Raw genomic sequence first — 24981 nt, 5'->3', positions numbered from 1 at the left:
CACTCAGAGGTCGGTGGCGATGATCTTCTCGATGTTGCGTTCGGCGAGCGCGGTGATCGTGACGAACGGGTTGACGCTGGTGTTGCCCGGGATCAGCGCGCCGTCGATCACGTAGAGCCCCGGATGGCCGTGGAGACGGCCGTAGTTGTCGGTGGCCCGGCCGAGCACCGCACCACCGAGCGGGTGGTAGGTGAGGTGGTCGCCCCAGATCTTGTACGCGCCGAACAGGTCCGTGCGGTAGATCGTCCCCTCCTTGGCGTTGATCTTGTCGAAGATCGTCTTGGCGGCGTTGATGGAGGGCTGCTTCCAGGCGGTCTGCCAGTTGAGCTCGACCCGGCCCGCCGTGGGGTTCCACGAGAACTCGGCACGGTTCGGGTTCTTCGTGATCGACAGATAGAACGAGGCGTACGTCTCGATGCCCGTGGGCAGCGGCGCGACCTCGGCGAACGCCCCGCCCGCGTCCCAGTTGTCGATGCCGGCCGTGGGCATGGACGCCTGGAGCTTCCCCGTCGGGTCCCACATGTGGTTGGCGCGCCCGCACATGACGTTGCCGTTGTCGCCCCAGCCCTTGCCGATCTCGCCGTTGAGTCCGGGCAGTGCCCCGGTGGCCCGCAGCCTGGTCAGCAGCTTGCTGGTGCCGACGCTGCCGGCCGCGAAGAACACCCGGTCGGCCAGGATCGTCTCGGTGGACGTGGTGTTCCCCGAGGTGTCCAGCCGGTCGACGAGGACCGAGTAGCCGCCGCCCGCCGCCGGGGACACCGACGTCACCTTGTGCAGCGGTGAGACGGTGACCCGCCCGGTCGCCCGGGCCTGCGCGAGATAGGTCTTCTGCAGGGTCTTCTTGCCGTGGTTGTTGCCGTAGAGCACCTCCCCGGCCAGCGCCGACTTCGGTACGGCGCCGGCGGCCTCCTGCTTCATGTACTCCCAGTCGTAGACGTTGGGCACGAAGACGAAGGGGAAGCCGGAGCGCTGTGCGTGCTTGCGGCCTACCCGGGCGTACTGGTAGCACGCCGCGCTCTCCCACCAGGACGGGTCGACGTGGTTCACGCCGAGCCCGGCGTTGGCGCGCGGGTAGTAGACGCCGTACATCTCGTCGACGTCGACCGACGGAAGGATCGCGCCGAAGTTCTCCCGGCGCGGGGTGACGGCCATGCCGCCGTTGACCAGGGAGCCGCCTCCGACGCCCCGGCCCTGGTAGACGGTGATGCCGCCGAACTCCTCGGCGTCCAGGATGCCCGTGTGGCGGGGGACGTCCTTGTCGAGCGGGAAGCCGAGGAACTGGCTGAGCGGCTGCTTGGTGCGGGTGCGCAGCCAGAAGGACCGGTAGTCGGGGGTGGTGGTGTTGGCGAAGATCTTGCCGTCGGGGCCGGGGGTGTCCCAGGCCATGCCCATCTCGACCATGCGCACGTCGACACCCGCCTGGGCGAGCCGCAGCGCGGCGACGGATCCGCCGTAGCCGGTGCCGATCACCAGGGCGGGGATACGGGACTGTGTGGCCGACGCGTAGGCGTGCGCGGGGAGTGCCAAAGTGCCGAGAATAGAACCTGTTCCCGTGATGAATCCACGGCGTGTAACAGCCATGAGGAGCCCTCACTGTAGGTGGAATGGGAACGAGTTCTACTGCCGCCCGCATGGGAAGTCACGGCATACCGATTGGTAACTTTTGGCTGGATCGCTCAAGAATGTTCCGGGCAAAGCCGACATTCTGATGAGTGAAGGATCCGCCGAGACCGGAGCGCCCATGTCCCTGCCGACCCTGGCCCCCGACGTCCTCGACCGGACGGCCGTCGCACTCCACGACACCGCCGCGTGGCAGGAGATCGTCCGCCACTGGGACGCTCCCCACGAGGAGCCGGCTGCCGCCTCCGACGAGTGGCGCAGGCTGCTCTCCGCCCCCGTCGACCAGCTCGTGGCCACCGCCCTCGCCGGCCTCACCCCGCCCCCGCCCGCCGAACGGCGGCTCCCGGGCCGGCTCGGCGCCGTCCTGCCCGACCGGCTGCACACCTGGCGCCGCATCGGCCAGGGTGACGTGCGCCCCTCCGTCCACCTCGCCCACGCCCGCCACGTCCTCGTCGAGTGGGGCTGGCAGAACAGGCCGTACCGCCTCCGCGACGCCCGGGGCGCCCGCTGCCTCTGCGGCGCGCTGCTCGCCGCCCACCGCCTCGGCCACGGCAGCGCCGACACCATGAACCGCTCCGCCGCCTGGATCGTCACCGAACTGCGCGCCCAGGGCTGGACCGGGCTCATCGGCCCCTGGAACCGCGCCCCCGGACGCACCGCCGACCAGGCCCTGGCACTCCTCGACGCCACCATCCGGCGCGCCACGCACGCGGGGGAGTGACCGGACCCGTACGGCGGGGGCCCGCACGCGAGCCCCCGCCGCCGCGCCCGGCCTCACTCCACGCTGTCCGCCACCGTGAACAGCCCGCCGTCCGGATCACAGAGCGTGACACGCCGCCCGTTGCCCGAGGGGCTCACCGGCGAGACCGTCTTCCCACCGAGCCGCACGGCCTCCTTGGCCGCCTCGTCGACGTCGGGGACCCGGAAGTGCACATGCCAGCGCGGCCGCACCTGCGGGTCAGGGGCCGCCTCCACCGCCCCGCCGAAGAGCCGGGCGACCGTGACACCCGCATGGCTCAGAACGACATGATCGTCCTCGTAGCTCACCTGGCAGCAGCCCGGCCGCTCGCCGGCCCAGTCCAGCACCTCGGCGTAGAAGATCGCCGCGTCGAAGGCGTTCCGGGTCCGCAGTTCGAGCCAGGCCGGAGCCCCGCCCTTGCCGACGCTCCAGTCGGGGATCACCTCGCCCTCCCAGATGCCGAAGACGGCACCCTCGCGGTCCGAGGCGAGCGCGGCCCGCCCGGTCCCGAAGCGCAGCGGCCCCACGGCCACCGTGGCGCTGCGCTCCCGGATCCGCGCCGCGGTCAGGTCGGCGTCGTCGACGGCGAAGTACGGGGTCCAGGCGACGGCCACCGCGAGGCGCGGCGCCAGCGCGCCGATCCCGGCGACCGGAGCGCCGTCGCGCAGGGCGACGGAGAACTCCTCACCCAACCGGGTGGACCGGAACTCCCAGCCGAACACACCCCCGTAGAAGGTCTCGGCAGCGCGGAGATCGCGGGTCATGAGACTGACCCAGCAGGGGGCGCCGGACACCGCATGGCTCGAGGTCGACACAACCTTCATCCATCCGTCGTGGACGCGTGATCGGTTCCCATCCCACCGTACCCCCGGGGAGATCGCCATTCCGGCGCGCCGTACCGGTACGGCGTGCGAACTCCCCACCGGTACGAAAGCCTGAAAGCGTGAGGGACGTGCGCGCTGCGCTGCGAAAAGTGGTGGCCGACCTGTACGCGCGGCGCCGGGACCCGGTGGTCGTGCAGACCGTCAGGTCCGCGGTCGCGGCCACGATCTCCTATGTCGTCGCTCTCCAGCTGAGCAGCGAACCCGCCCCCCTGACCGCCCCGCTCACCGCGCTGCTCGTCGTCCAGGTGACCCTCTACTCCACCCTCACCACCGGCATCCGGCGGGTCAACGCGGTGGTCGTCGGCGTCCTCATCGCCATCGCCTTCAGCGCCCTGGTCGGTCTCACCTGGTGGAGCCTCGGGCTGATCATCCTGGCCTCGCTGGTGGTGGGCCGTTTCGTGCGCGTCGACGAGTTCGTGCCCGAGGTCGCGATCAGCGCGATGCTCGTCCTCGGCGTCACCCAGGTCACCGACACCGCCTGGGACCGGGTCCTGGAGACCCTCATCGGGGCGATCGTCGGCCTGACGTTCAACACGCTCCTCGCCCCACCGGTCTGGGTCGGGTCGGCCGGTGAGTCCATCGAGGACCTGGCACGCCGTATGCGCCGGCTGATGCTGGGCATGGGCGAGGAACTCGCCACCCCCACGACCGTCGCGCACGCCGCCGCGCGCCTCCACGAGGCACGCCGGCTCGACAACGACGTGGCCGACGTCGACGCCGCGCTGCGCCAGGCCGAGGACAGCCTCCGGCTCAACCCGCGCGTCAAGGAACAGGAAGGCGTCCTCTACCGCATCGTGCTGCGTACCGGCCTCGACACCCTGGAGATCTGCGCCGTCGTCCTGCGGGTCATGGCCCGCACGCTCACCGACCTCGCCAAGGCGCGTAAGGGCGCGGAACTCTTCTCCGAGGACCTCGCGCTCGCGCTCGAAGACCTCCTGGCCCGCGTCGCCGACACCCTCGTGAGCTTCGCCGTCCTGGTCTCCACCCACGTCAGCGAGGACGCCGACGCCGCCGAGGAACGGCTCGCCGGCGAACTCCGCGCGGCCCGCGCCGTCCGCGACCACGCGGCCGGCCTCCTGCTCCAGGTCGCCCAGCGCGACCCGCGCCACTGGCAGCTGTACGGGGCGCTGCTCGCCGAGATCGACCGGATCCTCGACGAGCTCGACCTCGACCACCGCGGGCGCCGCCTCATGGAAGAACTCGACCGCCACTCGCGCGAACGCGCAGAGCGGCGGCCGAGGCTGTCGGCGCTCCGCGACCGACTGGGGGTCTGAGGGACTCGGGCTGGGGGACATGGGGGAATTCGGAAACCCGGCCGTCAACGCCGGTCGTTCATCAGCTCCTGGAACGAACTCATACAAGGGGTGCAGTGACGGTCGGTCCTCTCGCGCTCCTCCAGCGGCTCCTCGTGGAGCGACTGCCCGCACAGGGCGGTCGCGGTGCCGATGGCGGCCACGTGCCAGACGAAGATCCCGTCACGGGGCGCTATGCCGACGTGCATTTCGTACATGGTCGTCTCCATGCTCGGCGGACGCTTGCCCTTCCAGTGCACCCGACGGAGGGCCGGTTGCACGCCCGGAGGGCGGCTGTTCGGGTGACGCGCCCCGCGCCGCCGCCGACCAGGCTGCCCGGGGGACGGATGGCTACGCTGGAGCAGGGGGCGAGGACGGCGAACCGGTCGGAGGCGACCCCATGAGACGACGCCACCACTTCCACATCGACCACGCGGGGCACTCGGTCAGCGTCACGGTCCAGACCGGCCACAAGGCCGTCGTCGAGGTCCTCGTCGACGGCAAGGAGACGGGGTACGCCACGACCGGTCACGACCGCCCGGTGACCGTGCACATCGAGCTGCCGACCGACCCGCCGACGTCCGCGACCGTCCGCGCCGCGGCCGGCCCCGGGATCCCCCGCTGCGTCCTGGAAGTACCGGGCGTCGAACCGCAGGTCATGTCGCCCCGGCTCTACTGACCCGCCGCGTACGACGGACGGCCCCGCGGGGGCGTCCGTGACACACCCGCCGCCGCGCCCGTAGGCCGTGCGGCCGGGTCGCCCCGGGGTCTGCCGAGGACCGGCGGCCCATCGGGACGCCCCGCCACGCTCACCCTCGCCCTCCTCGCCCCGCCCCGCCGCGCTCACCCTCGCCCTCCTTTCCGCTCTCGCCCTCGGCGCTCTTCGGCGTGCTCCGACGGCGCACCGGGCCTCGTGCCGTGGCCTGTGCGCCGGCACCCGCATGCCCACACCCCGACGAACCGCCCACCGCGGGGGAAAACCGCCTCGACCGACACACCGTCAGGTCAACACTGGGTAACGCCAACGGGCTTATGGGGTTGAACACTTCCTTCCGCATGCCGGTCTCTGGGATCTTGCGACCCACCCCCTACAACACAGGGCCCGGCAGGCGCCACCAGCGTCACCGGGCCATCGGAGGACGCATTGTTTTCCCACATATCCAGCCGGCTGAGACTCTCCGCCGTGGCCGTCGCCGCTCTCGGCTCGGCCGTCGCGCTCACCGTGCCCGTCGGAGCCGCTCAGGCCGCGCCGACGACCATCCCGGAGCCCACGGCCGCCTCCGCGGCTCAGGCCGGCTCCACCGCGTCGGCCGCCTCCGCCGCCTCCGCCGCCCGCGCGGCCAAGGCGGCCGTCCCGGCGGCCTGGGCCGCCGGCACCCGGGCCTACCTGGTCATCACCGCTCCCGGTGACACCACGGCCGTCCGCACGGCGGTCGCGAACAACGGCGGCACCGTCTTCGCCTCGTACGACGCCATCGGCGTCGTGGTGGCCCACTCGACGTCGACCGGCTTCGCCCCGGCGATGCGCGCGGTCTCCGGCGTCCAGCAGGTCGGCGCCACCCGCACCTCCGACGTCCCCGCCGACGCCTACAACCCGGCGCTGCCCAGCAACCCGTCCCAGTCCGCCGCACCGTCCACCGAGCCGGTCCGGTCCGACATGACGCAGATCAAGGCCGACCAGGCCTGGGCGGTCAGCACCGGCTCCCCGACGGTCAAGGTCGGCATCCTGGACACCGGTGTGGACGACCAGCACCAGGACCTGGCGCCCAACTTCAACGCCGCCGACTCGGTCTCCTGCGCGTACGGCAAGGCGGACACCCGGGCCGGGGCTTGGCGTGACGTCGACACCCACGGCACGCACGTCGCCGGTACGGTCGCGGCCGCCAAGAACGGCAAGGGCGCCATCGGCGTCGCGCCGGGCGTGAAGATCTCCTCGGTCCGCATCGCCGAGCCGGGCAGCACGCTGTTCTTCGCGGAGAACACCATCTGCGGGCTCGTCTGGTCCGGTGACCACGGCTTCAAGGTCACCAACAACAGCTACTACACGGACCCGTGGCAGTTCAACTGCCCGAACAACGTGGACCAGGCGGCCATCCTGGAGGGTGTGGGCCGCGCCCAGAAGTACGCGGAGGGCAAGGGCTCGCTGCAGGTCGCGGCGGCCGGCAACGCCAACTACGACCTGGCGAACAAGACCACCGACACCTCCTCGCCCAACGACTCCACCCCGGTGACCCGGACCATCACCAACGACTGCCTCGACATCCCGGCCGAGCTGCCGGGTGTCGTCACGGTCGCGGCGAACGGCACCAACGGCTCGTCCAAGGCGTCCTTCTCCAACTTCGGCCGCAACGTCATCGAGGTGTCCGCCCCCGGCGAGTCCGTCTACAGCACGGTCCCCGGCGGCAAGTACTCCTCGCTGAGCGGCACCTCCATGGCCTCCCCGCACGTGGCGGGCGTGGCCGCGCTGCTCGCCAGCGCGAACCCGGGCGACACCCCGGCCGACATCCGTACGAAGCTGGGCGTCCAGGCCACCGACCTGGCCTGCCCGTCGGACAGCCGGTGCACCGGCACCACGGCCAACAACAGCTTCTTCGGCGAGGGCCGCGTCGACGCGCTGAAGGCGGTCAGCGGCACCACCCCGCCCCCCGGCGCGTACTTCGAGAACCTCACCGACGTCGCGATCACCGACAACGCCACCGTCGAGAGCTCCCTCACGGTCAGCGGGGTGACGGGCAACGCCCCGGCCACCCTCAAGGTCGGCGTGGACATCAAGCACACGTACATCGGTGACCTGAAGGTCGACCTGGTCGCCCCCGACGGCACGGTCTACACCCTGCACAACCGGACCGGCAGCGGCACGGACAACATCCTCCAGACCTACACCGTCAACGCCTCCGCGGAGGTCGCCAACGGCGTCTGGAAGCTCCGTGTGAACGACAACGCCAACCAGGACACCGGCAAGATCGACGCCTGGAACCTGACCTTCTAGGCATTGCCCGGGCGCCCCTCGCCGCTGCGGCGGGGGCGCCCGGACTCCGGTCCGGAGTAGAGGTGGTCGACCTCGGGCCGCAGATCCAGTATGTCGAGGAACTCCGCGAGCTCGGCCCGGTCGGTCGTCCGGCTCGCTACGGCCCGCCGAGCCGCACGACGGCGCTCTCCGGAACCCCGGGGCCCGGACGAACCGTCGCTCTCCTCAGTGACGTCCATGACGAGATCCGACCACACCACGGGCCGCCGCGCACGGTCAGTACACGCCGAGGAAGATGCCTCCGGGCGTGTTGAGGTTGTCGTTGTGCAGGTGGAACGCCCGCAGCGACCGGGCGATCTCGCGCTGCGAGATGAACGCGTCGCGGTCCAGGTCGAGTCGTTCGAACACTCCCGGGTCCTGCTCCCCGGTGACGCCCCAGACGGCGAGATACGCGGTGAACTCCTCCCCGCTGACCCGCTTGTCGCCCTTCGTGTCCATGAGGCGGAAGATGGCCGCGGCGAGGTTCTCGAGCAGCTCGGGCCGGTCGCTGTCGTAGCCCACCGCGCGGTGAGCCGCGACGAAACCGTCCTGGTCCAGACGCTCCCGCCCCGGCACCGACTGGGTGAGCAGCCCCAGCCACTGTGCCCAGTACGCCCGCTCCAGGGCCTGGATCCGGGGATCGTCCGCCGTCAGCCCGTAGACCGCCGCGTACGTCTCCACGATCCGCTCGTGGTCGGACCAGGTGACGAATCCGTCGCCGTCGGAGTCCAGCACCTCGAAGAGGAGCCGGAGCCTACGAGTGATCGGATCGAGCGGCGCCATGCGGGGATCCTTCCGTTGGAGGGGGTCGTACGGAGAGGGACGGCAGAATCCCCAGTGTGGTTGCTCGGGCGCTCCCGCGCCGGGTACGCCACCATCGACGCCATGGAGGCAGGTCCCGACGTGACCGCCCTCGTCCGGGAACTGACCGGGCGAGCCGATCCCGCGCGCCTGCGGCACGACATCGACGTCCTCGCCGACCGTCCGCGCGGCCGGACCCACGCGCCCGAGGCCATGCTCCGCGCCGAGGCGCATGTGGCACGGCGCCTGGCAGAGGCGGGCTGGCTGACCGAACGGCAGCCGTTCGACGTCCGGTGGCGCCCGGGCTGCACCGACCGCCCCGGCGGCGCCCGCCTGTCGCCCCTCCGCTTCCGGGTGCACCGACGGCTCACCGGAGCCAACCTGCTGGCCCGGCTGCCCGGCGGGGCCGGGCCGGGCGACCGGGACGGGCGGCCCGTCGTCCTCGTCGGAGCCCACCTGGACACCGTCGCGGGCAGCCCCGGCGCCGACGACAACGCCTCCGGAGTAGCCGCCCTGATGGAGGTGGCCCGGCTGCTCGGCGGGCTGTCCCGGCCACCGGCGGTGCGCCTCGCCTGCTTCGACATGGAGGAGCTGGGGTTCGTCGGAGCACGGGTCGCCGCCCGCGCGGCCGGCCCCGGCGGACGGCCGGCCGGGATGCTCTGCCTGGAGTCCGTCGGCTGCTTCGACACGGCGCCCGGAACACAGACGGTCCCCCCGGGCTTCGGCACGGTCTTCCCGGGAGCGTCCGGCGCCGTGCACGCGGCCGGCCGGCGCGGCGACTTCGTCCTCGTCGTCCACCGACGGTCGTCACAGACGGCGGCCGGCCTGTGGCGCCTGGCGGCCGCCGCCGCGGACCCGCCCCTGCCCGTCGTCACCCTCCGCGACCCCCGCCCCGACGGCCCGCTCGGCGCCCTCGCCGGGCTCGCCGTGCCGCCGGTGAACCACCTGGGCCGCAGCGACCACGCGGCCTTCTGGAACGCGGGCATCCCGGCCGTCCTGCTCACCGGCACGGCGAACTTCCGCAACCCCCGCTACCACCGCCCCACCGACACCCCGGACACCGTCGACCACGAGCGTCTGACGGCCGTCGCCGTCGCCACCGCGGCCACCGCGGCGCTCTGGTGCCCACCCGGCCCGTCCCACCCGCGCCGTCACCGCCGGTAGCCGTCTCGGAGGCGGAATCGGGCCCGCGGACCTACGGTGGTCGGACAGCGCGATCACGACCGATCCCGTTACCGAGGAGGCTGCGATGGAGCAGCGCTTTGTCTGGGTGACCACGCGCCGCATCACGCCGGGCGCCCTGGAGGAGTTCGAGCGGGCCTGGCGCCCCGGATTCTCTCCCGACGGTCTGCACAAGGCCTACGCCTACTGGACCGAGGACGGCCAGGAGATCACCGGCGTCTCGCTCTGGGACTCCAAGGAGGCGTGCGACGCCTGGCGGTCCTCCGACGCGGAGCGCCAGCGCCGCGAGACGATGGCGCCGTTCGTCGTCGAGGAGAACGAGGCCTTCTACCGGGGCGGTGAACTCGGCCTGCCCGGACGGTGACCGCGCGGCGCTACGGATAGGTCCGTACGTCGTCGGTGTACTCGCGCGCCCGCTCCCGGACGAGCTCCGGCAGCGCTCCCGACGCCAGGTCCGCGAGGGTCGTCCCCTCCAGGACCTGGCGCAGACTCGCGCGCACCGCGCGCCAGACGTCCGGCATCGGCGCCGCCGCCCCCTGGTACTCCAGACCCGTCAGCTTCAGGTCACGCACGCTCACCAGCGGGCCGTCCATCGCCCGGATCACATCGGCGAGGGTGATCTCCCCGGACGGTCTGGAGAGGGTGTAGCCGCCGTCCGGGCCGCGCACGCTGCTCACCAGCCGGGCCTGCCGCAACTCGCTGAGGACGACGAAGAGGAAACGGACCGGGATGTCCTGCCGGCTCGCGATGTCCTCCGCCTTGAGCGGCCGGCCGGGGGAGCAGGCCAGCTCCGCCATGGCCCTGACCGCGTAGTCCGTTCGCGCTGAGATCCTCACCGCCTCAATGTCTCACGGCTGGCGCGAAACCGATCCGGCCCCCGGCGCACGGGACGTGGCGGCCTTGTCATTGCACATTGTTCATCGACATAGTGAACAACGTTCCGCAGTGCCCGCCCTGGCCGGAGGTCCCTCGTGCCCATGCCCGTGCCCCTGCCCGAGTCCGTCCCCGCACCGACGGTCCCGGGCCGTCCGCGGCCGACCGTGGCCGTCGTCGGCGCGGGCGCGGCCGGGGCGCTCGTCGCCGTCCAGCTGTGCGAGACGGCCGCCCGCCGGCGGATCACGCTCGACCTCGTCCTCGTCGACCCGGCCGCCGAGGCCGGACGTGGCACGGCGTACTCCACCGAGGTCCCCGAACACCGGCTCAACGTGCCGGTCGGCGGAATGAGCTGCTACCCGGACGACCCCGGCCACTTCCGGCGCTGGCTCTGCCGCCACGGCGAATCGACCGTCACCGAGCGGGACTTCGCCCCCCGGCACCGCTTCGGCTCCTACCTCGCCGACACCCTCGGACGCGCCATCATCACCGCCCACGGCACCGTCGCCGTACGCCGGCTGCGGACGCGGGCGATCAGCTGTACGGACACGGCCGACGGACGGTTCGCACTGCGGCTCGCCGACGGCGGGACCGTCACCGCCGACACCGTCGTCCTGGCCACCGGGCCCGCCGCGGGCACCGCGCGCTGGGCCCCGGCGGGACTGCGCGGCTCCGAGCGGTTCGTCACCAGCCCGTGGGCGCCCGGCGCGCTCGACAGGGTGGGACCCGACGACGACGTGCTGCTCGTCGGCGCGGGCCTGACCGCCGTCGACCTCGCGCTCGTCCTCGACCGGCCCGGCCGCACCGTGCACGCCCTCTCGCGCAGCGGCCTGCTGCCCCGCCCCCACGCCGTCGCGCCGCTGCCGCCCGTACCCGTTCCGCCCGGCCTGACGGCCCTTCCGCTCCACCGGCTGCGTACCGCGCTGCGCCTCCACTTCGCCGCCTCGCTGCGCGACCACGGCGACTGGCGCCCCGCACTCGACGGACTGCGCCCCGCCATCGCCGCGCTCTGGCAGGGTCTCACCGACGAGGAGCGGGCCGAGTTCCTCGAGCGCGACGCGACCCGGTGGAACGTCCACCGCCACCGGATGGCCCCGGCCACCGCCGAGACCGTCGCCCGGGCCCGCGCGGCCCGCCGCCTGCGCGTCCACTCCGGCCGGATCGCCGCAGCCCGCACGACGGACGACGGCCGGATCGCCGTCGCGCTCGCCGACGGCCGGGAACTGACGGCGGGATGGGTCGTCGACTGCACCGGACCCGGACTCCGGACCGACCCGGCCGACGATCCGCTCTGGGGCGGGCTGCTCGCCGACGGCCTCGCCGCCCCCGGACCGCTCGGCATCGGCGTCGCCACCGACGCCGGCCGGCTGCGCGACGCCCACGGCGGCACCGGCAGGCCGCTGTTCACCCTCGGCGCGCCCCGGCGCGGCGAGCTGTGGGAGACGACCGCGATCCCCGAGATCAGGGCACAGGCCAGGGAGATCGCCGAGTCCGTACTCGCCCCGCTCACCCCCGCTCCGCAGCGGACCCGCCGACGGCCCACCGACCAGTTCGGGCTGCCGCTGTCGACCCACGCCGCGGCCGCCGCCGCCTTCCGCAGCGGCCTCGGCCGGGTCGTCACCGTACGGGCGAAGGCCGCCGAGGCGTTCGCCCGGGCCACCGCCCTCGACCCCGGCTTCGCTCTCGGACACGCCGCGCTCGCCCTGCTCGGCCACGAGTGCGGCGCCGACCTCGACGTCTCGCGCGAACTCGCCGACGCCCAGCGCAGCGTGGCCGAGCGCGGCGACGAGCGGGAACGCTCCTTCGTCGACGTCGTCACCCGCCGGATCCGGGCCCACGACACCGGCGGGAGGGCCGACGGCGACGGGGGAGCGGACGGCGACCGGGCACTCGTCGCCCATCTCGACCGCTACCCCGGTGACGCCTTCGCACTGAGCATCGCCGTGCCCACCATCGCCTTCTCCGGCGTCGGCGACATCGACGGCACGCTGGCCCGCCGCATCGTCGAGCACACCGCGCCCGCCTACGACGGGCACTGGTTCCCCACCTCGCTGCTCGCCTTCGTCCGCCAGGAGCAGGGCCGCATCGACGAGGCCGGCGCCCTCGCCACGGCGGCCCTGGCCGTCGAACCCGCCTCCGGCCACGCCGTCCACGCCCTCGCGCACGTCCACTACGAGTCCGGCGACCACCGCGCGGGCCGCGACTGGCTCGACGGCTGGATCGGCGGCCAGGGCCGGGGCGCCGTGCACCGCGCCCACTTCTCCTGGCACGTGGCGCTCCATGAACTCGCCCTGGACGACTCCGAGGCGGTACGCCGACGCTGGTTCGCCCAGCTCGCCCCGCGCCAGGTGAACGGCGTCCGCGCCCTGGTCGACTCCGGCTCCCTCCTGTGGCGGGCCAGGATGACCCGGAACTGGACCGGTGCCGTACCCGTCGACGGTGTCCTCGACGCCGTCGAGCGCGACCTCCTCGAACGCCCCGCGACCGCGTTCACCGCCCTCCACGGGGCGGTCGCCCTCACCGCCGCCGGTGATGTGCCCGCGCTCCGGCGGCTGCGCACCCACGCCTGCGGAGCCGACCCCGTCCAGCGCGAGGTCATCGCCCCGCTCTGCCGCGCCCTCGAAGCCGTCCTGGAGGAACAGTGGACCACCGCGGTGGAGGGGCTGCGCGCCCTGCAGCCGGCCCTGCGCCGCGTGGGCGGCAGCGCGGCCCAGCGTGAGGTCGTCGAGGAGACCCTGCTCTACGCCCTCCTCGAAGCCGGCCAGAGCGACGCGGCCCGCCACCTCCTGGAGGAACGGCTCGACCGCCGCGCCTCCCCGCTCGACCGGCGACGCCTGGCCGACCTGCCCGGGTGAGCGGGGTCAGCCCCCCTGGATCAAACGGTGCAGGAGGTCCGCGGCCGCGCGGCCGAACGACGGGTCGTTGAGGTGCGTGTCGGCCTCCACCACGTCGACCGCGCTGCCGCGCAGCCCGTCCCGGACGGCGCTGAACAGCGCCTCGTCCACCTCCGGATCGTGGTACGGCCCGCCCGGCCCGCCGAGCGTGGACAGGCCGCGCAGCGGCAGCAGGACGGTCGTGGGGCCGGTGGCGGTCCGCAGCTTCGCCGCGACCCGCGCGCCGAGCTCCGCGCACTCCTCGGCCGTCGTCCGGACCACCGAGATCGACGGGTTGTGCACCCGCACGTCACGGTCGAGCACGCGCTCCGGCACGGTGTCGAGGGGGCCGAACTTCACCAGGTCGAGCGCTCCCGGGCTCACCACCTGCGGAACCCCCGCCCGCCCGGCGGCGAGCAGCCGGTCGGGCCCCGCCGTCAGGATGCCTCCGCAGAGGTCGTCCGCGAGCTCGCAGAGCGTCAGATCCAGGACGCCGGCGAAGAGCCGCTGCTCCGCGAGCGACTCCAGCGTCCGGCCCCCCGCCCCGCTCGCGTGGAAGACCAGCACCTCGTAGCCGAGTTCGGTCAGCCGCGCCCGCGCCGCGTCGACGCCCGGCGTCGTCACCCCCGCCATGCTCGCGGCGATCAGCGGCCGGTCGCCGTCCGCGGCGGGCGCCGGAACCGCCGCCGCGAATCCCCGGGCCATACCGGCCACCGCGTCGACGGCGTTCGCCAGTATCGGAGCCGACACCCGGTTGACCCCGGCGATGTCGACCACGCTGTACATCAGCGTGATGTCCGCCGAGCCGACATAGGGCGCGACATCGCCCGAGGCCATCGAGGAGACCATCACCTTCGGCACGCCGAGCGGCAGGGCCCGCATCGCCCGCGTCGCCATCGACGTACCGCCGCTGCCGCCCAGCGCCAGCACCCCGTGGAGCCTGCCCTCCGCGTGCAGCCGCCGCACGACCTCGGCCGCCCCGCGCGCCATCGCGGTCACGGCCGCGCCACGGTCCCCCTCGCTCCGTAACCGCTCCAGGCGGACGCCCGCCGCCCGCGCCACCTCGGCGCGCGGGACGTCGGCGGGTATCCGCGGGGTCCCGATCACCCCGGTGTCGACCACGATGACCTCGATGCCGCGACGCTCCAGCCGCTCGCGCAGCCACCCGTACTCAAGACCCTTGGTGTCCAACGTGCCCACCAGCACTACGATCGCCATCCCCGTACTGTCCGGCGAAGTCGACAAGACGACAAGGGTGTGGCGGCCCGACGCCAGACGGCATACTGACCCCCCTTGATCACCACGACGTACGAGGAGAGTCATGACCGCCAGTTTCAGGACCGTCATCGAGGTGGGCCCGGACCATCTCGACCAGGCCCGCGCCATCGACCGGCTGTTCCAGGAGGCGATCGCGCCCGCCACCGTCAACTTCGACTTCGAGAACATCCACCAGGCCGCGGCCGCCGTGCCCGACAGCGCCGTCGTGAAGATGGTGCGCGGCTGGGGGCTCCAGGAGCACGCCCCCGTCATGGTCATGGTGCTCTCCCTCAAGGAGGCCGTGCGCCAGGCGCTGCCCGGCGAGTTCGCCGAGGCCGCGTTCTGGGACACCGTCGAGCGGGAGCTCGCCGACGCGTTCACCGGACTCGCCGCGCAGGAGGGCGGACCGGGACTCTCGTACTACGACGAGGGGCCGGACCGGACGAGTTACTACCGGGACCTGTTCTTCGCCCTCCAGGACGAGGAGACCGGGGACCACATGTACGCGATCGCCTTCTGCATCGACGTGACCGTCGGACTGGAGAAGGAGAAGGCCGCCGCCCTGGAGATCACGGACATCGCGCCGTACGCGATCCGGCTCAACGCGATCGTCCTGCGCCAGGAGTTGCGCCTCGCGGCCTGACGGCCGCCCGGACGTGCGGTGAAACCCGCACCGGCCCGCCGTCCCGGGCCGGACCGCAGGGAACCCTAGACTGACCGCATGGCGAAGTACTTCGACGTGCACCCCGAGAACCCCCAGCGGCGCACCATCAGCGGTGTGGCCGACAGCATCCGCTCCGGCGCGCTCATCGCGTACCCGACGGACTCCTGCTACGCGCTGGGATGCCGGATCGGCAGCCGCGACGGCATCGGCCGGATCCGCTCGATCCGTGAGCTGGACGACCGCCACCACTTCACGCTGGTGTGCCAGAACTTCGCGCAGCTCGGCCAGTTCGTGCACGTCGACAACGACGTGTTCCGCGCCGTGAAGGCGGCGACCCCCGGCAGCTACACCTTCATCCTGCCGGCGACCAAGGAAGTCCCGCGCCAGCTGCTGCACCCCAAGAAGAAGACCGTCGGCGTCCGGATCCCGGACCACGTCGTGACCCAGGCGCTCCTGGAGGAGCTCGGCGAGCCGCTGCTCTCCAGCACGCTGCTCCTGCCCGGCGAGGACGAACCGATGACCCAGGGCTGGGAGATCAAGGAGCGGCTCGACCACGCGGTGGACGCCGTCCTCGACTCCGGTGACTGCGGCACCGAGCCGACGACGGTCATCGACTTCTCGAGCGGCGAGCCGGAGGTCGTACGCCGGGGAGCGGGCGACACCGCGCGGTTCGAGTAGCCGGGCGATCGCGACATGACCGCCATATCCCCGCGCCTCGTCCTCTTGTTGGCGGTGGCCCTCCTGACGACCGCCGGTTGCGGTCTCGGGGCCGAACTCGACCGCGAGGCCGACCCCGAGCGGACGGGGGCCCACGCCTCCGAGGTCCGGCCGCCGATGGAGGTCCCGGTTCCCGGCCCGTCGGACCCGGGCGCCCCGCCCGCTCCGAACGCCACGGACGGCTGCCCGGTGTCCGGTGTCCGGGTGACGACGGGAATGGTCAACGTGGCCATGGGGCTGCGCGCCATGCCGGTGACGCTCACCAACTGCGGTACGGGCGAGCAGCGCGTCAACGGGTATCCGGACGTACGGGTTCGGGACGTCGCACGCCGGCCCATGGACGTCACGGTGCTGAAGGGACCGGAGCCCGTCACCCGGCTCGACGACCCGGGACCGCACCCGGTGGCGCTGAAGCCGGGGGAGTCGGCACGCAGCGTCTTCGTCTGGCGCTACTCGGCCGTCGACGTGTCGACCGGGCGGGGGAGCGGCGTGTACGTCGAGATCGCCCCGGCCGCGGGCGCCGAGCGCCAGACGGTGGTGCCGGAAGGCGGCCTGGACATCGGCGAGACGGGCCTGCTGGGCACGACGGCCTGGGAGAAGGTCACGGACTAGGCCGGGGGCGGGGACGTGTGGGACCCGGCCCCCGGGCCCCCACCCCGGGCCACGTCGATCGGACAACGTCAGACCGGGCGGCGCAGGCGGGTGGTTCTGGCGGCGGCCACCAGCTCCGCCACCGTGGCGAGTTTGACCCTCGGCCGTCCGGTCTCGCGGCCGCGGCCGCGTTCGGCCCGGTCGATCGCGGCCAGGCCACGGGCGTCGACGACCTCCGCACCGCGTCTGCGGATCAGCCGCCGGAACGCCTGGGGTGTACGGGACGGGGTGGGCAGGGCGCCCGCGACGGCGTCGGCCAGGAGCGTGCCCACCGTCTCGGCCGCGCAGGTCCGGTTGGCGCCGATCCCGCCCGAGGGACCGCGCTTGATCCAGCCGACGACGTACGTCCCGGGCATCCCGGTCACCCGGCCGCGTTCGTGCGGCACGGTGCCGGTCACCTCGTCGAACGGCAGCCCCGGCACCGGCACGCCCCGGTAGCCGACCGCCCGGAGCACCAGCCCGGCCGGGATCTCCCGCTCGCCCGGACCCTCCGTCACCCGCGCGGCCCGTACCGCCCCCTCGCCGGTCAGCGCCACCGGCGCGGAGTGGAACCGGAGCACGATGCGCCGCTCGCCCTCCGACGAGGACGAGGACGAGGACGACGCCGGCGACGGCCCCCTGGTCCAGTCCACGGTCTCCCGCGCCACGTCGCGCAGCAGCGCGGCCTTCTCGCCCGGCCCCGCGCCGTCGATCGCCGCGCCGGTCCGCGGATCGTGGTCGTCCACGACCAGCCGCACCCCGGGCAGATGGGTGAGGGCGAGGAGTTCGGAGGCGGTGTACGCCGCGTCCTCCGGTCCCCGCCGTCCGAGCAGCACCACCTCCCGTACCCGCGAGGCACGCAGGGCGGCGAGCGCGTGGTCGGCGATGTCGGTGCCGGCCAGGCTCTCCGGGTCCATGACGAGGATCCGGGCGACGTCGAGCGCGACATTGCCGTTGCCGACCACGACGACCCGCTCGGCGCCGGTCACGTCGATCGCGTCCGGGGCGCACTCGGGGTGGGAGTTGTACCAGGACACGAACGAGCTCGCCGAGACGCAGCCCGGCAGCTCCTCGCCCGGGACGCCGAGCCTGCGGTCGGTGGAGGCGCCCACGGCGTAGACGACCGCGTCGTGGTGCGCGGCGAGTTCCTCCGCCGTGACGTCCCTGCCGACCTCGACGCCCAGCCGCATCCGTACCCGGGGATGGGTGTGGAAGCGGGCGAAGGTGTCGCCGGCCTTCTTGGTCGCCGGGTGGTCCGGCGCCACGCCGTACCGGACGAGACCGCCCGCCACGGGCAGCCGGTCGACCAGGGTCACCTCCGCGTTGGTGTGCAGCAGCAGGTCCTCGGCGGCGTACATGCCCGCCGGGCCGGTGCCGACGACCGCGACGCGGATCGGCGCGAAGTCGGAGGGCAGGCTCCGCTCGAAGGCCGGGGCGCCCCAGGAGTGGAAGTTCGGCCCGGGGGCCCGGGCCGGAGGCTCCCGGTCGGCGAAGTACGCGGCGTTGACGGCCGCGTATCCGGCGTGCGCCGGCGAGAGGCTGTCCACCGGGAAGATCGCGTCCACCGGACAGGCATCGGCGCAGGCGCCGCAGTCGATGCACGTGGCCGGATCGATGTGGAGCAGCTCCGTGCTGCCGAACTCCCGTTCCTCCGGCGTCGGGTGGATGCAGTTCACGGGGCACACGGCGACGCAGGTGGCATCGCTGCAGCACGTCTGGGTGATGGCGTAGGTCATGTCGTCGGCTCAGCTCGGCTCGGCCCGGTCGGGCTACGGTCAGATCAGGTGGGCGCGCTTGTAGAAGGCGAGGGCCGGCCGGGTGAGGAGCCCGGCGGAGGAGAGGAACTCCATCAGGCCCGCGCAGCTGGACCGCATCAGCGACTTGTGGTGCTCGTTCGCCCCGGCCTCGCGCACGGCGCGCTCCACGTCGAGCCCGGCGCTCTCGTAGACCTTCCGGCCCACCATGCTGGTGACGATGACGTACGACGCGATCGCGATGACCAGCGCGTGGAACTGACGGCGCGCCCTGCTCGCGCCACGGAGCCGCCTGCGTGTCTCCTCGCGGGCGAACTTCATGTGCCGCGACTCCTCCACGACATGGATGTTGTTGATCGTGCGGACGAACGGCACGACCCGCTCGTCGCGCATCCAGTCGCGCTGCATCACGTCGAGGACCTCCTCGGCGACCAGGATCGCCGCGTACGCCGCCTCGCCGAAGGCGACCGTCTTGAAGGCCCTGCCGAGTTCGACCGCGATCCGGCCCGGCCGGTAGGCGGGCGCACCGAGCTTCGCGGCGCCCCGGGCGAACATGATGGAGTGCCGGCACTCGTCGGCGATCTCGGTGAGCGCCCACTGGAACCGGGGCTCGGTCGGATCCTTGGCGTACATGTCCCGCAGCACCATCTGCTGGAGGATCATCTCGAACCAGATGCCGGTGCTGGCCACCGACGCCGCCTCCTGGCGGGTCAGCTCCTTGCGCTGGGGCTCCGTCAGCTCGCTCCAGTACGCGGTGCCGTAGAGGGTGCTCCACTCCGGGCTCGCGCCGTGGAAGTCCTTGTCCAGCGGGGTGTCCCAGTCCACCTCGGTGGCCGGGTCGTACGACAGTTTCGCGGCCGAGTCGAGCAGCCGCCGGGCGACCTCCTGCTCGGCGTGCCGTTCCTCGCTCTCCGGTCGGACGGTGCTGCTCGCCATGTGCGGCTCCTTGGATCGAGACGTCGCACGCTTGTTAGATGCGGCGTCTAGCAAGCTGTTAGACGGAACGTATAACAAGGGAGTGGTGCGGGCCTACCCCCGTGCGGAAAATCCCCTCGATCTCTCCACGTGTCCCCGTCCCGTCCACGACCGGACGCCCCCACGAGGCAACCCACGACGGCCTGTTGCCGTCCTCCGGTCACGAGAGAGGCACCCGCTGACCCCGAGGTGCCCGTACGACCGATCGTGAGGAAGACCGCTTTGATACGTGTCACACGTGCGGTGACCGCGGCCATGGCGTTCATCGCACTGGCCGCGGCGTCGCCGGGAACGGCGTTCGCCGAACCGTCCCCGGGCTCCCTGGCGCGGGCGGGGAACCCGGCGGGGGAAGGAGACCAGGGGAGGCTGCCGGAGGGCTGGCGCCTCACCGGCGAGGGCGCCGACCGGCAGCTCGTCTGGACGTCCCCCGACCGCGTGCCCATGGGCGACGCCCGCGTCGAGTTCCACTCCGGGAACCGCCTGCTCGGCGTCCCCGTGCCCGCCGCCGACGGCAAGGCGTACCGGCTCCGGGCCGACGGCCTGCGGCTCGGCTCCGTGGACGAGCTGAAGGTGGTCGCCGGGGGGCGCCGCCTGGACGCCGACGCCCCCGCGCCGTCCCGGACCTCCGGCGCCCGGCCCCCGGCGCGCTCCGCGCTGACGGAGCCGCCGTTCCCGGCCAACCCGGTCGACCCCGGAGTGCCCGGCGGATACCGCACCGTCAGCGGCGAGTACGACCTGGCGTCCATACGGCTGCCCGGATACGCCGAGCCCGTCGAGATGCGGGCCGTGGTCGTCGGACCGACGGGCGCGGCGGGCAAGCGTCCGCTCGCGCTGTTCCTCCACGGCCGTCACGGGACCTGCTACGGCTCCGGCGAGGAGGTGACCGGCGCCTGGCCCTGCGCCCCGGGCACCCGGCCGATCCCCAGTCACAAGGGCTATCTGCGCGCCCAGCAACTGCTGGCCTCCCAGGGCTATGTGACGGTCTCGATCTCCGCCAACGGCATCAACGCCCAGGACCACCTCGCCGAGGACGCCGGAGCCCAGGCCCGCTCGTCCCTGGTCCGGCAGCACCTGGCCCGCTGGGCCGAGTGGTCCGAGAACCCGGCGGGCGCCCCGTCCGCCGTGCGTGCCGCCGCGCCCGCCGACCTCTCCCGCGTCCTGCTCGTCGGCCACTCCCGGGGCGGCGAGGGCGTCAACCGCGCCGCGCTCGACAGCCTCCACCGGCCGCCCGCCGACCAGGACGGACACCAGGGCCCCGTGCGCTGGACCATCCGCGGCAACGTGCTGATCGGGCCCACGATCTTCGGCCAGAACCCGGCCCCCGACGTGCCCTCGATGACCATGCTGCCCGGTTGCGACGGTGACGTCTCCGACCTCCAGGGCCAGATCTACGTCGACGGCACGCGTGGGGTGGGCGGCGGCGCCGCGCTCCAGAGCGCGGTCTACATGCCGGGTGCCAACCACAACTACTTCAACAGCGAGTGGACCCCGGGCCAGGCGGAGGCGCCCGCCTCCGACGACTTCTTCGAGGACGACACCCGCGACCCGGTGTGCTCACCGGGCACCTCCACCCGGATGACCGCCGCGCAGCAGCAGACCGCGGGCGCGACCTACATCGCGGCCGCGGCCCAGCTGTTCGTCGCCGGAGACGACCGCGTCCGCCCGCTCCTCGACGGAACCGGCCGGCGCGCACCCTCGGCCGGCACGGCGCGCGTCCTCAGCCACGCCGTCGGCGCGCACCGCACCCCCGCGTTCCTGCCCGGTCCCTCGACCGCCGTGACCGGCGGCCGGGTGTGCGCGCAGATCGACCCCGACCCCGGCCGCGCCTGCCTGGCGCCCGATGCGAGCGGCCGGTCGCCGCACTTCGCCGCCTGGGAGGCGTCGCCCGAACCGGGCCGCGACGCCGTCGCGTTCCGGTGGAAGAAGGGGGCCGCGGGCCCTCCGGTGACGGTCCGCTCCACCGGTCCCGTCTCGCTCAAGGGTTCCGAGGCGCTGGCGCTGCGCGTCATCCTTCCGCCCAACAGCACCGGCACGCACCTGGACGTCGCACTCGTCGACTCCTCCGGCAAGCGGGCGCGCCTCGGCACGGCCTCCCGGATCGACGGACTCCCCGGCAGCGACCGGACCACGTCCCTCTGGGCCCGTGAACTCCGCTTCCCCCTGGCCGCCGCCGTACGGTCCGGCCTGGACCTGCGCCGGGTCACGACCCTCGAACTGACCCCGCGCGGCGGCGCCGGCACTGCCTGGCTGATGGACGCCTGGGGCTGGCGCCCCGGCACACCGGAGGCCCGGCCGACCGTCATGCCCCGCGTCGACATCGGCCGGCTGACCGTCGACGAGGGCGACTCCGGGGTCCGTACGGTCAAGGTCCCGGTCACCGTCTCGGGCCAGGGCAGCGGACAGGTCCGGGTGTTCGTCCCCCGGCCGGGCACGGAGGAGGTGACGTCCAGGGTCGTGACGGTACGTCCCGGCAGCCAGGACATCGACGTCCCCGTCGAGGTGCGCGGCAACACCCGCTACGGCTACGACGTCACCCAGGACGTGTCCGTGAAGGCGGTCCGCGGTGTGGCCGTCGGCTCGCACCGGGGCGGGGTGACCGCACGGAACGACGACACGATGCCCACGGTGACGCTGACCCCGGTCGAGACCGACGTCACCGAGGGCCGGCCGCTGACCTGGCGGCTGACCCTGTCCGCGGCCGCCGACGTGGAGCTGGGCGGCTCGCTCGCCCTCCTGCCGGTCGCCGGCGGCGCCGAGCTGTCCACGGCGGACGTCGCACGGAGCTGGCTGGAGGAGCACTTCGGCGAGCCCCCGGCCCGTCCGGTGCCGCTCTCGGGCCTGTGGGAGGGGGAGGCCCCGGCCTTCTCGGTGCAGGTGCCCGCCGGGCGGACGACCGCCGAGGTGACGATCCCCACGGTCGCGGACACGGTGCGCGAGGCGACCGAGTACCTGCGCAGCAGGCTCATCACGTACGACGCGGACTGGGAGCCGCACGAGGGCCCGGAGTTCAAGGGCTCGGTGCGGGACGCCGCGTAGAGCGAGCCGACCCCCATGGACCGGACGGCGAGCGCGGGCCCGGCGCCCGCGCACGTCGTCCGGTCCGTCGGGCCGTCACCGGCCCCCGGACCACTGCCCACACCCCCCGGCGCGCCCGGGCTCCCCCTCCGTCGATCATGCTGGTGCCGACGCCGCCGCCGTACAGCGAGGACCGCCCATGACCGACACACCGCACTCCTTCCGGCTCCTCCCCGGAGCACCGGACTCGCCGGTACTCCTGCATGTGCCGCACTCCTCCCGCGAGCTGCCGCCGGACGTCCGCGACGGCATCGTGCTCGGGGACGAGGAACTCGCGCGCGAGCTGGACCACATCACCGACTCCCACACCGCCGAGATCGCCGCCGTGGCCGCGCGGACCGCGGCCGTCACGCCCTGGCGGTTCGTCAACCGCCTCTCCCGGCTGGTCGTCGACCCCGAGCGCTTCCCCGACGAGCGCGAGGAGATGCGCGCGGTGGGGATGGGCGCCGTCTACACCCGCACCACGCACCGCGCCGAACTCCGGCCGGAGGCGTACGACGCGCGGCCGCTCCTGGACCGGTACTTCACGCCGTACGCCCGGGCCATGACGGCCGCCGTCGAGGAGCGGCTCGCGGCGGCCGGCCGTGCCGTGATCGTCGACGTGCACTCGTACCCGACCGAAGCGCTCCCGTACGAGCTGCACGGCGACGGACCGCGCCTCCCGATCTGCCTCGGCACCGACGCCTTCCACACACCGCCCGCGCTGGTGGACGCGGCGCGGAAGGCGTTCGCCCCGTTCGGCGGGATCGGGACGGACAGCCCCTTCGCGGGAACGTACGTGCCGCTGGACCACTACGGCCGTGATCCGCGCGTCACCGCCCTGATGATCGAGATCCGCCGCGACGTCTACATGACGGAGCCCGGCGGCCCCGCCGGACCCGGCCTCGACACGCTCGGCGCCGCCCTGGCGGCCCTGGTCGAAGAGGCGGGTGCGGCGCGCGGCTGAAATCCCCGGCGCGGCGGTCCTCTCCCGTCGATGCTGGGACGCATGAACGCCACCCGCCCTCTCCGGCCGCCGACCCGCACGGACCGGCTGCTCGCCGCGCTCGGCGGGGTCCTCTCCGGCTATGTCGCCCTGGCCGTCGCCGACCTCCTCGCCGGCTGGGTCCGCCATGAGGCGGGCCCGGTCACGGCCGTCGGCGACGCCGTCGTCGACCGGACCCCGACCGCGGTCGAACAGTGGGCGATCCGTACCTTCGGCCAGAGCGACAAGGCCGTCCTCCTGCTGGGCATCCTGCTCGTCCTCGCCCTGATCGCCGCCGCGCTGGGGGTGCTCGCGCTGCGCCGCCGCCGGGCCGCGGCCGCCGGTGTCCTCGGCTTCGGTGTCGTCGGCGCCCTCGCGGCCGTGAGCAGGCCCGACTCCGACTCCGCCCTCGACGTCCTGCCCTCGCTCCTCGGGGCGGCGGCCGGAGCCCTCCTGCTGTACGTCCTCATCGGCAGGCTCCTCGCCCCGGGCACCGGGGAGCTGCCGGACGGGGCCGCCCGGGCGGACCGCAGGAGCTTCCTCGTCGTCGCCGCGGCCACGGGCCTCGCGGCGACCGGCGCCGCCGCGCTCGGCCGGGCCTCGGGCTCCGTCGCGGGCGAGAGCGCCACGGCGTCCCGCGACGCCCTGCGACTGCCCCGGCCCGCCTCGCCCGCGCCGGCCGTGCCTCCCGGGGCCCAGCTCGACGTCCCGGGCATCGGCCCCTTCATCACCCCCAACAGGGACTTCTACCGGATCGACACCGCGCTCGTCGTCCCCAAGGTCGACGCCGACGACTGGCGCCTGCGGATCCACGGGACCGGCGTGAGCCGTGAGCTCTCCCTCACGCTCCCGGAGCTGATGTCGCGCACGGTCGTGGAGCGGGACATCACCCTCGCCTGCGTCTCCAACGAGGTCGGCGGAGACCTCGTGGGCAACGCCCGCTGGCTCGGCGTACGCCTCTCCGACCTGCTCCGCGAGGCGGGGGTGCGCCCGCCCTCCGAAGGCGGACCGGCCGACCAGCTCGTGGCCCGTTCCGTCGACGGCATGACCATCGGCACCCCCGTCGAGACCGTGATGGACGGCCGGGACGCCCTGCTCGCCTTCGGCATGAACGGTGTGCCCCTGCCCCTGGAGCACGGCTTCCCGGTCCGCATGATCGTCCCGGGGCTCTACGGCTACGTCTCCGCCTGCAAGTGGATCGAGTCCGTCGAGCTGACCACCTTCGACGCCTACGACGCCTACTGGGTCCCCCGCGGCTGGGCGGCGCAGGCACCGGTCAAGACCCAGTCCCGGATCGACACCCCACGCCCGCTCGCCCGGCCCGCCGCGGGCACGGTCATGATCGCCGGGGTGGCCTGGGCCCAGCACCGCGGCATCGGGCGTGTGGAGGTGAGGGTCGACGACGGGCCCTGGGAGGCGGCCCGGCTCGGCGCGGCGAACGGCCTGGACACCTGGCGCCAGTGGGTGCATCCCTGGCGGGCCGCTCCCGGCCGTCACACCCTCACGGTCCGGGCCACCGACGGCACCGGCGCGACCCAGCCCGAGGAGCCCACCGACACCATGCCGGACGGGGCCGAAGGGTGGCACTCGGTCGTCGTGACCGTCGAGGAGTCCTGAGCCGGGCCAGTCCCGGACGGAGCCCGGGGGAGGGTCGGGAGGGGGCCCGGGGAGAGC

22 protein-coding genes are annotated in these 24981 nt (G+C 73.5%); 13 read left to right on the top strand and 9 right to left on the bottom strand.

Features of this window, described 5'->3' with window-relative positions:
- Nucleotides 1-3: 3 nt before the first annotated feature.
- Nucleotides 4-1581, bottom strand: coding sequence for a GMC oxidoreductase (locus ACFVGW_RS05580; RefSeq protein ID WP_383220528.1), 1578 nt, complete (start codon nucleotides 1579-1581; stop codon nucleotides 4-6).
- Between the two features lie 160 nt (nucleotides 1582-1741).
- Between ACFVGW_RS05580 and ACFVGW_RS05575 the strand changes: the two genes are divergently transcribed.
- On the top strand, nucleotides 1742-2341 hold the full coding sequence (locus ACFVGW_RS05575; protein ID WP_385850920.1) for a hypothetical protein: 600 nt from the start codon (nucleotides 1742-1744) through the stop codon (nucleotides 2339-2341).
- A gap of 53 nt (nucleotides 2342-2394) precedes the next feature.
- Here the strand turns inward: ACFVGW_RS05575 and ACFVGW_RS05570 are convergent, their stop codons facing one another.
- A complete protein-coding gene (locus ACFVGW_RS05570; protein ID WP_383220530.1) occupies nucleotides 2395-3123 on the bottom strand; it encodes a VOC family protein in 729 nt (242 codons plus the stop codon).
- A 179-nt stretch (nucleotides 3124-3302) separates the two neighbouring features.
- Here ACFVGW_RS05570 and ACFVGW_RS05565 point away from each other — a divergent pair, with 179 nt between their 5' ends.
- Complete coding sequence (locus tag ACFVGW_RS05565) at nucleotides 3303-4517, top strand: aromatic acid exporter family protein (protein WP_385850919.1); 1215 nt, start codon at nucleotides 3303-3305, stop codon at nucleotides 4515-4517.
- A gap of 44 nt (nucleotides 4518-4561) precedes the next feature.
- Here ACFVGW_RS05565 and ACFVGW_RS05560 read toward each other — a convergent pair whose 3' ends face one another.
- On the bottom strand, nucleotides 4562-4753 hold the full coding sequence (locus ACFVGW_RS05560; protein ID WP_352188955.1) for a hypothetical protein: 192 nt from the start codon (nucleotides 4751-4753) through the stop codon (nucleotides 4562-4564).
- A 182-nt stretch (nucleotides 4754-4935) separates the two neighbouring features.
- On the opposite strand from ACFVGW_RS05560, the gene ACFVGW_RS05555 reads away from it, so the two are divergent.
- Together ACFVGW_RS05555 and ACFVGW_RS05550 are read left to right on the top strand one after the other, a co-directional pair.
- The gene (locus tag ACFVGW_RS05555) at nucleotides 4936-5214 is read left to right on the top strand and encodes a hypothetical protein (protein ID WP_352188954.1); all 279 of its coding nucleotides are present in this window, start codon (nucleotides 4936-4938) and stop codon (nucleotides 5212-5214) included.
- Nucleotides 5215-5679: 465 nt separating this feature from the next.
- Nucleotides 5680-7524 carry a S8 family serine peptidase gene (locus tag ACFVGW_RS05550; protein ID WP_385850918.1) on the top strand — a complete coding sequence of 615 codons (1845 nt, stop codon included), beginning with the start codon at nucleotides 5680-5682 and terminating at the stop codon, nucleotides 7522-7524.
- On the opposite strand, the gene ACFVGW_RS05545 is transcribed toward ACFVGW_RS05550, so the two are convergent.
- Together ACFVGW_RS05545 and ACFVGW_RS05540 are read right to left on the bottom strand one after the other, a co-directional pair.
- Nucleotides 7521-7742 carry a hypothetical protein gene (locus ACFVGW_RS05545; RefSeq protein WP_385850917.1) on the bottom strand — a complete coding sequence of 74 codons (222 nt, stop codon included), beginning with the start codon at nucleotides 7740-7742 and terminating at the stop codon, nucleotides 7521-7523. The two genes, ACFVGW_RS05550 and ACFVGW_RS05545, sit on opposite strands and share 4 nt — an antisense overlap.
- A 37-nt stretch (nucleotides 7743-7779) precedes the next feature.
- Nucleotides 7780-8325: an EF-hand domain-containing protein gene (locus ACFVGW_RS05540; protein WP_383291958.1), complete on the bottom strand. Its 546-nt coding sequence runs from the start codon at nucleotides 8323-8325 to the stop codon at nucleotides 7780-7782.
- 102 nt (nucleotides 8326-8427) lie between these two features.
- Here ACFVGW_RS05540 and ACFVGW_RS05535 point away from each other — a divergent pair, with 102 nt between their 5' ends.
- Nucleotides 8428-9507, top strand: a complete 1080-nt coding sequence (locus ACFVGW_RS05535) for a M28 family peptidase (RefSeq protein ID WP_385850916.1) — start codon at nucleotides 8428-8430, stop codon at nucleotides 9505-9507.
- Between the two features lie 85 nt (nucleotides 9508-9592).
- The gene (locus ACFVGW_RS05530; protein WP_352188949.1) at nucleotides 9593-9889 is read left to right on the top strand and encodes an antibiotic biosynthesis monooxygenase; all 297 of its coding nucleotides are present in this window, start codon (nucleotides 9593-9595) and stop codon (nucleotides 9887-9889) included.
- A 10-nt stretch (nucleotides 9890-9899) separates the two neighbouring features.
- Here ACFVGW_RS05530 and ACFVGW_RS05525 read toward each other — a convergent pair whose 3' ends face one another.
- On the bottom strand, nucleotides 9900-10361 hold the full coding sequence (locus ACFVGW_RS05525) for an RrF2 family transcriptional regulator (RefSeq protein WP_383220536.1): 462 nt from the start codon (nucleotides 10359-10361) through the stop codon (nucleotides 9900-9902).
- 141 nt (nucleotides 10362-10502) lie between these two features.
- On the opposite strand from ACFVGW_RS05525, the gene ACFVGW_RS05520 reads away from it, so the two are divergent.
- A complete protein-coding gene (locus tag ACFVGW_RS05520) occupies nucleotides 10503-13253 on the top strand; it encodes an FAD/NAD(P)-binding protein (RefSeq protein WP_385850915.1) in 2751 nt (916 codons plus the stop codon).
- 6 nt (nucleotides 13254-13259) lie between these two features.
- On the opposite strand, the gene ACFVGW_RS05515 is transcribed toward ACFVGW_RS05520, so the two are convergent.
- Entirely contained in the window at nucleotides 13260-14489 is a 1230-nt protein-coding gene (locus ACFVGW_RS05515) for a Tm-1-like ATP-binding domain-containing protein (RefSeq protein ID WP_385850914.1), read from the bottom strand.
- A gap of 103 nt (nucleotides 14490-14592) precedes the next feature.
- Between ACFVGW_RS05515 and ACFVGW_RS05510 the strand changes: the two genes are divergently transcribed.
- The 3 genes from ACFVGW_RS05510 to ACFVGW_RS05500 all read left to right on the top strand — a co-directional run bounded on the left by ACFVGW_RS05510 (nucleotide 14593) and on the right by ACFVGW_RS05500 (nucleotide 16521).
- Entirely contained in the window at nucleotides 14593-15171 is a 579-nt protein-coding gene (locus ACFVGW_RS05510) for a Type-2Aa cytolytic delta-endotoxin (protein WP_352188945.1), read from the top strand.
- Between the two features lie 78 nt (nucleotides 15172-15249).
- Nucleotides 15250-15870, top strand: a complete 621-nt coding sequence (locus ACFVGW_RS05505) for an L-threonylcarbamoyladenylate synthase (protein WP_385850913.1) — start codon at nucleotides 15250-15252, stop codon at nucleotides 15868-15870.
- Nucleotides 15871-15885: 15 nt separating this feature from the next.
- Nucleotides 15886-16521 carry a DUF4232 domain-containing protein gene (locus ACFVGW_RS05500; RefSeq protein WP_385850912.1) on the top strand — a complete coding sequence of 212 codons (636 nt, stop codon included), beginning with the start codon at nucleotides 15886-15888 and terminating at the stop codon, nucleotides 16519-16521.
- A gap of 68 nt (nucleotides 16522-16589) precedes the next feature.
- Here ACFVGW_RS05500 and ACFVGW_RS05495 read toward each other — a convergent pair whose 3' ends face one another.
- The gene (locus ACFVGW_RS05495; RefSeq protein WP_385850911.1) at nucleotides 16590-18275 is read right to left on the bottom strand and encodes an FAD-dependent oxidoreductase; all 1686 of its coding nucleotides are present in this window, start codon (nucleotides 18273-18275) and stop codon (nucleotides 16590-16592) included.
- Nucleotides 18276-18314: 39 nt separating this feature from the next.
- Nucleotides 18315-19229, bottom strand: coding sequence for a diiron oxygenase (locus tag ACFVGW_RS05490; RefSeq protein ID WP_383220541.1), 915 nt, complete (start codon nucleotides 19227-19229; stop codon nucleotides 18315-18317).
- A 294-nt stretch (nucleotides 19230-19523) separates the two neighbouring features.
- Between ACFVGW_RS05490 and ACFVGW_RS05485 the strand changes: the two genes are divergently transcribed.
- From ACFVGW_RS05485 to ACFVGW_RS05475, 3 genes are all read left to right on the top strand, one after another.
- Nucleotides 19524-22304, top strand: a complete 2781-nt coding sequence (locus ACFVGW_RS05485; protein WP_385850910.1) for a hypothetical protein — start codon at nucleotides 19524-19526, stop codon at nucleotides 22302-22304.
- Nucleotides 22305-22482: 178 nt separating this feature from the next.
- Nucleotides 22483-23289 carry an N-formylglutamate amidohydrolase gene (locus tag ACFVGW_RS05480; RefSeq protein WP_385850909.1) on the top strand — a complete coding sequence of 269 codons (807 nt, stop codon included), beginning with the start codon at nucleotides 22483-22485 and terminating at the stop codon, nucleotides 23287-23289.
- Nucleotides 23290-23331: 42 nt separating this feature from the next.
- On the top strand, nucleotides 23332-24924 hold the full coding sequence (locus ACFVGW_RS05475; RefSeq protein WP_385850908.1) for a molybdopterin-dependent oxidoreductase: 1593 nt from the start codon (nucleotides 23332-23334) through the stop codon (nucleotides 24922-24924).
- Nucleotides 24925-24981: the final 57 nt, after the last annotated feature.

Origin of the sequence: Streptomyces sp. NPDC127129 (assembly GCF_042671585.1) — a bacterium.
GTDB lineage: Bacteria > Actinomycetota > Actinomycetes > Streptomycetales > Streptomycetaceae > Streptomyces.
The sequence above is the reverse complement of the archived record's forward strand: the minus strand, read 5'-3'. Positions and strand labels throughout refer to the sequence as shown.